Raw genomic sequence first — 4,599 nt, forward strand, 5'->3', positions numbered from 1 at the left:
GGTCCTTGTGCATCGTATCCAGCGTCGGCTGGTCGCCGGTGTAGGCGTGGATGGTGGTCATGTAGCCGCGCTCGATGCCGAACAGGTCGTTCAGCACCTTGGCCACCGGGGCCAGGGCGTTGGTGGTGCACGAGCCGTTCGACACGACGATGTCGTCGGCCGTCAGGGTCTCATGGTTGACCTTGAAGACGATGGTCTTGTCGGCGTTGTCGGCGGGGGCCGAGACCAGGACGCGCTTGGCGCCGGCCTTCAGGTGGGCCGAGGCCTTGTCCTTGGACGTGAAGATGCCGGTGCATTCGAAGGCGATGTCCACCTTCAACTCGGCGTGGGGCAGGTTGGCCGGGTCGCGTTCGGCCGTGACCTTGATCTTGCCGGTGCCGACGTCGATCCAGTCCTCGCCCGAGGTCACGGTGCCGGGGAAGCGGCCGTGCACCGAGTCATAGCGCAGCAGGTGGGCGTTGGTCTCAACCGGACCCAGGTCGTTGATCGCCACGACTTCGATGTCCTTGCGGCCATGCTCGACGATCGAGCGAAGCACGAGGCGGCCGATGCGGCCGAAGCCGTTGATGGCGACGCGAACGGTCATGGGGGAGGTCTCCTGAACGAGGGCGGTTATGATTGGGAGCCTTCTCGGACTATCGGCGTCGTGATTCAACCCCGCCGCCATAACAAGGTGTGTTCGGACGTAACCGAAATCAGGCCTAGGCGGCGCGGCGCAGCAGGCGGCTGACGCCCGTCTGGCTGTCCAGAACCTCGAGCGCCGTGACGCGCCCCGCCTCGTCGCGCACGAAGCGGATGCGGCGATAGGGCTCGTTCACGTCGAAGAAGAGGTCGGGCGACAGGGGGCGCAGACGCCAGGCCGGGCGGCGCTCGTTTTTCCAGGTCAGGCCGTCGTCGGTGGCCTGGACCACGGAGCCGCCATAGGCGCCGAGGTAGGGGGCGGGGTCGAAGGCGGCCGGGCGGGCGTCGAGGGCTTCACGCACCCAGGCGGCCTCGGTCGCGGCGGCGGGCGCGGCGCTCGATTGGGATGCGAGCGCGGCTTTCCACGCGGTTTCCAGCGCGTCCTCGGCGGGCATGGCCACGTCGGGGCGGACGCCGACCTGTTCCCAGTTGGCGCCGGTGAGCGGATTGGTCGGCGAGCCCGTCGAGATGAAGATGCGATAGCCCGAGGGCGTGAAGACGGGGCCGCCGGGGTTGGCCGCGCCGCCCGAGGTCTCGCCGACGATGACGGCGCGCCTGGCGGCCTGCAGGGTGTAGGCGAAGGCTTCGGCTGCGGAGCCCGTGCGGCCGCTGATCAGGACATAGACCGGCACGTCCACGCGCGGGGCGGCATGGGGCTGGGCCGGGGCCTCGCTGCTTTCGCCCTCGCGCGAATGGAAACGGTTATAGACGTCGGCGTCCGGCCCGACGAAGGCGCTGACCAGATAGCCGACCATGGCGGGCGAGCCGCCGCCGTTGTTGCGCAAGTCGATGATGACGGCGTCGGCGCCGGAAACCAGCTGGAGCGCGGCGTCGACCTGTTTGCGAGCGGGATCATCGGCCCCCTCGAAGTCGCCAAAGAAGCGCATCTCGATCAGACCGACATTGCCGGGCAGAATTTGCACCGCGCGGAAGCCCTGGCCCTGACGGGCGGCGACGACGGGGAAGGGCACGGGGGCGAGGCCAGATGCGGCGCCCGACGACGGGGCGGCGGCGGGCGACGAAGGCGCCGGTTTGCCGACGCTGAAATGCTGGTCGTAGGGTTCCAGCCGCGCGGTCAGCGCCGTTTCCAGATCGCGCGGATCGGTTAGGCCGTCGTAGCGGCCCGCCGCGGCCTCGGCCTCCAGGGCTGCGGCGATCGTCTCGGCCTTGGCGGGATCGAAATAGGCGTCGCGGATGGCGGCGGCGATCTGGCCGACGACGACGCGGGGCGCGGCGGGGGCCTCGGCCTGTCGCGCCAGGGCGGGCGAGGCGGCGAGCAGCAGGGCGGCGATAAAGCCAAAGGCGGGGGCGGGCGCTTTCATGCCCGCCACCTTATGCCGCCGCCCGGCCTTGGCGAGTGAACTCGCGGTAAGGTCTCAGCAGCAGCGGAAGGCGCCGCCCGCGCCGAAACGCCGGGCCTCGTGCAGGCGGAAGAAGGCGGTGCGGTCCAGCGGCGGCTGGTCCGGGTGGGTCGTCTCGGCGTGGGCGACATAGACCTCATAGTCGGGCTGGCCGACCATGAGGCTGGCGGTGCGGCGGGCGTCCTTGCCCCACCGCACCAGTGTATCCCGGCAGACGCAGAGCAGGTCCGCGCCGCCGACGGGTTCCCCGGACTCCGGCGTGAGGCTAGGCACGGGCGATGTCCATGGCTTCGTCCTCCAGCGTCAGTTCGTGGGCGGCGGGTTGCTCGACCACGGTGGGCTGGCTGTTCTGACGGGCCTTGAGGCAGGCGCGCACGCCATAGACCACCATGGTCAGGACCACGAACAGGAAGCCCGCCGTCAGGGCCGAGTTGACGTAGTCGTTTATGATGATGCGGTGCATGTCGCCCGCCGTCTTGGCCGGGGCCAGGATGTCGCCGGCGGTCAGGGCGTCCTGATATTTCCGGGCGTGGGCCAGGAAGCCGATCTTGACGTCGGGGTGCAGCAGCTTCTGGAAGCCCGCCGTCAGGGTGCAGATCAGCAGCCAGACAGCAGGGACCGCCGTGGCCCAGGCGAAGCGCTCGCGCTTCATCTTGAACAGGACCACGGTGCCCAGGATCAGGGCGACGGCGGCCAGCATCTGGTTGGCGATGCCGAACAGGGGCCACAGGCTGTTGATGCCGCCCAGGGGATCGACCACGCCGGTGTAGAGGAAGTAGCCCCACAGGCCGACGGTCAGGGCGGTGGCCAGGACGTTGGCGGTCCAGGACTTGGTCTCGCGCATCTTGGGCACGGCGACGCCCAGCAGGTCCTGGATCATGAAGCGGCAGACGCGGGTGCCGGCGTCGACCGTGGTCAGGATAAACAGGGCCTCGAACAGGATGGCGAAGTGGTACCAGAAGGCCATCATGGCCTTGCCGCCGATGACGCCAGACAGGATGTGGGCCATGCCGACGGCCAGGGTCGGGGCGCCGCCCGCGCGCGACAGGATGGAGTGCTCGCCCACGTCGCGGGCCAGTTGCTCCAACTCGCCGGGGGTGATGTGGAAGCCCCACTGGGCCACGGCGGCGGCGGCGGAGGCGGCGTTGTCGCCGATCACCGCGACCGGGCTGTTCATGGCGAAATAGACGGCCGGGTCCAGCACCGTGGCGGCGATCAGAGCCATGATGGCCACGAAGCTTTCACACAGCATGGCGCCATAGCCGATCAGCGGGATCTGGTTCTCGTTCTCCAGCAGCTTGGGCGTGGTGCCCGAGGAGATCAGGGCGTGGAAGCCCGAGACGGCGCCGCAGGCGATGGTGATGAACAGGAAGGGGAAGAGGGCGCCGGAGAAGACCGGGCCGCTGCCGTCGATGAAGGGGGTGATGGCGGGCATCTGAACATGCGGGCGCACGATCAGGATGCCGATGGCCAGGCCCAGGATGGCGCCGATTTTCAGGAAGGTGGACAGGTAGTCGCGCGGCGCCAGCAGCAGCCAGACCGGAATGACCGAGGCGACGAAGCCGTAGGCCATCATGGCAATGGCCAGGGTGGTGCCCGACAGGGTGAAGGCCGGACCCCAGAAGGGATCAGCGGCGATATGACCGCCGCCGATGATGGCGAGGATCAGCAGGACCACGCCGATGACCGAGACCTCGCCCACGCGACCGGGCCGCAGATAGCGGGTATAAAGACCCATGAAGACGGCGATGGGGATGGTGGCGGCGACGGTGAAGGTGCCCCACGGGCTCTCGGCCAGGGCCTTGACCACGACGAGGGCCAGAACCGCCAGGATGATGACCATGATCATCAGGACGCCGACCTGGGCGATGATGCCGGGAATGGGGCCCATCTCGGTGCGGACCATGTCGCCCAGCGAGCGACCGTCGCGGCGGGTGGACATGAACAGGACGATCATGTCCTGCACCGCCCCCGCCAGCACGGCGCCGACCAGGATCCACAGGACGCCGGGCAGATAGCCCATCTGCGCCGCCAGCACCGGCCCGACCAGCGGCCCCGCGCCCGCGATGGCCGCGAAATGGTGGCCGAACAGGACGTTGCGGGGCGTCGGCACATAGTCCAGCCCGTCGTTATGCCGCACCGCCGGCGTGGGCCGTTTCGCATTCAGCCCCATGACCTTTCCGGCCAGGTAGCGGGCGTAGAAGCGGTAGGCGATGGCGTAGACGCAGAGCGCGGCCACCACGATCCAGACGGCGCTGATGCTCTCGCCCTGGTGCAGGGCGATGACGGCGAGGGCGATCGCCCCCAGTATGGCTATGGCGCCGAAAATTAGCGCGGTCTTGAGCTTGCCCATGACGAACGGTCCTCCGGGTCGGCTTGGGTGCGACCTTTCGGCATTTCTGAACCCATTAGGGGGCCGGCGCCAACCGACTAAAGTCGAAGGTCGGCGCCTTTATTTGACAGTCAGGGCAAGCTTTGCCGCGTTTTTTCAGGGTTTGACCACCCGCACCTTGCCCGCCGCCTCGGTCGCCCGCTCGCGCGCCTGATCCGTGTCGGC

The 4,599-nt window shown here is 68.7% G+C and carries 4 protein-coding genes; all 4 read right to left on the reverse strand.

The window, feature by feature from the left end; translation table 11 throughout:
• Positions 1-586 (reverse strand): type I glyceraldehyde-3-phosphate dehydrogenase (locus VGE49_RS06860; protein WP_331033817.1); only part of this gene is annotated, 586 nt, incomplete at its 3' end.
• Between the two features lie 115 nt (positions 587-701).
• Positions 702-2,003, reverse strand: a complete 1,302-nt coding sequence (locus tag VGE49_RS06865) for a S41 family peptidase (RefSeq protein WP_331033818.1) — start codon at positions 2,001-2,003, stop codon at positions 702-704.
• A gap of 54 nt (positions 2,004-2,057) precedes the next feature.
• Positions 2,058-2,315, reverse strand: coding sequence for a YbdD/YjiX family protein (locus VGE49_RS06870; protein ID WP_331033819.1), 258 nt, complete (start codon positions 2,313-2,315; stop codon positions 2,058-2,060).
• The gene (locus VGE49_RS06875; protein WP_331033820.1) at positions 2,308-4,395 is read right to left on the reverse strand and encodes a carbon starvation CstA family protein; all 2,088 of its coding nucleotides are present in this window, start codon (positions 4,393-4,395) and stop codon (positions 2,308-2,310) included. Before VGE49_RS06875 ends, VGE49_RS06870 begins: the two co-directional genes overlap by 8 nt.
• Positions 4,396-4,599 lie beyond the last annotated feature (204 nt).

It is taken from the genome of Brevundimonas sp., assembly GCF_036405315.1.
GTDB lineage: Bacteria > Pseudomonadota > Alphaproteobacteria > Caulobacterales > Caulobacteraceae > Brevundimonas.